Annotated in this window: 2 protein-coding genes; both read right to left on the reverse strand. The window is 64.4% G+C overall.

The genetic code is table 11. The features are described 5' to 3' along the window. Window positions 1–54: 54 nt before the first annotated feature. On the reverse strand, window positions 55–1,761 hold the full coding sequence (locus AB0I73_RS41080; RefSeq protein ID WP_363045482.1) for a hypothetical protein: 1,707 nt from the start codon (window positions 1,759–1,761) through the stop codon (window positions 55–57). A gap of 98 nt (window positions 1,762–1,859) precedes the next feature. Next, window positions 1,860–2,075, reverse strand: a complete 216-nt coding sequence (locus tag AB0I73_RS41085; protein WP_363045483.1) for a hypothetical protein — start codon at window positions 2,073–2,075, stop codon at window positions 1,860–1,862. Window positions 2,076–2,264 lie beyond the last annotated feature (189 nt).

The raw sequence follows: 2,264 nt of genomic DNA on the forward strand, positions 1-2,264 counted from the left end.
CCAGGGGCTTCACTCATGTCTGACGCCGAGTCGCCATCCCGCCGTCCGGCATCATCACGCACCGCAACCGTCACGTTGCCGAGAAGGCTTCAGTGTCCCGATGTGCAAGGTGTGAGCCGAGGTCTTGAGCATGGCATGAAGGCGACGCTCATCGACCACTCGCCCCGGAAAGTCGTGGAGTTCCTGCTGGACGCGGGCAAACTCGTTGTCGGTCCGTGTCCCGCCGGGCGCGGATGAGCGGACACCGGCTTTGAAGTCCTCGTAGCGCTCCACAACGTCCGCCAAGCGCGCCAGGGCTTCTTCGGCAGTGACCTCCGCGCGAAAGCCCGAGGCCGAGGTCCCGGCGTATCCCTCGAACATGGCCACGGAGAGGTGCTTGTACTGGATCATTCCCGCGACCGTGCCGTAGGGACGGTGGGCGATGTGCCAAGCCACGGTTCTGCGGAACTGGCGGGTGGTGAGGTTCCAGGGTTCCCCGTCCACGTCGGGCACGGGGAAGCCGATGCGCGTGCAGTGTGCTCGAAACTTGTTGAGATTCTCATTCATTCGGTTGGCCGAGACCGTTGAATACCGATCACGGGTGACCGGTCGGCAGAACAGCGCGTCACGATGGGGTAGTTGCTGCAGGACATCGATGGCTTCGGCAACGGGCTCGATGACCACCCAGCTTTCCGTTGTGCCACGTCCGCCCTTGACGAGTTGCGAGCGCACCTTGTGGCGAACGACGACAGCATCCGCACTCCGCTCGGTGAAGTGACAGCCGTCCCGCAGTTCCTTGACCTCGGAGTCGCGCATGCCGGACAGATAGGCGATGAGGATGTAACAGGAGGTTCGCAGTAGCCGTTCCTCGTGTGGTACGGCGGCGGGGCTGAATCTGTCCCGCCAGGGGAGACCGGTCTGAGGGTGCGGAGAGATGGGCGTGTCCATCCCGCCGGGCTCAGGGCCCAGGAGCTCCAGTGCTCGGTCGATACGCTCGTCGTAGACGCCTCCGGCGACTCCCCGGCCGGCTCCGGACTTCCGCATGATGTACGTGTAGGCCGGCGCACCGGCCAGGTGCACTTGCCGTCCGACCTCGTCCACTACGGGAACTCCTCGTCCGTCATCGGCAAGGCTCTGGAGATAGTGCTCAAGGCGATTGAGGGACAGTCCACGGATGCCTTCGGTGGAGGCTTCCAGTTCCGTGAGCTCAGTACGTGCGTTGAGGATGTCCTTTGCTGCGGTGCGGACATAGAACAGCGCTGCCTGTACCAATGGTCCGATCACGTTCGGTGGGATGCGGGGAGTCTCGTTTTCATGCTTGCGCGTCGGTTCGACGCCGATGACTCGGGTGAGGGGACGACCGTTCCACGGGTTGATGACCAATGCGTCGGTGACGACGTTCTGTGCTGCGAGGTGCAGGCGGGAGATCACCTGGAGCCGATGGCGAACGCTGCTCGCGAGCAGCCCTTCGCTTCGGCAGTGAGCGAGATAGGCGTCGAGAACCGGTTGCGTGACCGCGTCCAGGCGCAGGCCTCCGTGCTCGGTGTCGAGGAACCGGAAGAAGCACCGCAGGTTCCACCATTCCGCCGCCACCGTTGAGATGGAAGGCAGTGGGCCACGGCCGGGACGAGTGTTGAGCCTCCAGAAGAGGAACTCGCGTGCGGCCTCGCGTCGTACGGGGTGGTCGAGGGACTTGAAGTCGATCAGGAACTCGCTGGCGTACCGGTTTCCGGCAAAGCCAGCCACGCCGAGGTTCCAGACGTCGTCTCCGAACCGCGGCATGAGGGACGGGAAACCGGCGAGAGGGCGTCCGGACAGAACGGGTGCGGTGTCGCAGGGGCGCTCAGCGCCTGACCCAAGCGGTAGCGGCTGTGCGAGCATCAGTGACCTCCGAACAGGCTAGAGGGAAGGAAGAGCAGGGGCTCGGTGGACTCGGCCACGGCCTTGGCGCTGAGGACGTCGTTCTCGCTGAACCTTGGCAGGATCAGACGCAGGATCTGCAGGTGGACCCCGCCGAAACGCGCTGTCCACTCGGCTTCGGGAGTTCTGGCCCGCTCGGCCTCGATGTGGTTGAGAAACGCCAGGATGGCCGGCAACTTCCTTCGGGTGATGACAGCGTTTCCGCAGCCGAGGCAGCCGAAGAACGAAACCGGGCATGCCTTGCCCTTGGTACCGAAGGGTGAGTCGAAGCCCTCTCTGACAGCCTTGGCTGAGACGCCCGCTTTGCCGGGTTAGGCTGGAAGGGCGAGACAGGAGTACACCCCGGCATGGCCAGCACCACCCCC

Source organism: Streptomyces sp. NPDC050388, assembly GCF_040655635.1.
Classification (GTDB): Bacteria; Actinomycetota; Actinomycetes; order Streptomycetales; family Streptomycetaceae; genus Streptomyces.

Coding starts and splice junctions, on each gene's coding strand:
- AB0I73_RS41080 (WP_363045482.1), bottom strand. CDS start 1,761: ATGCCGCGGTTCGGAGACGACGTCTGGAACCTCGGCGTGGCTGGCTTT.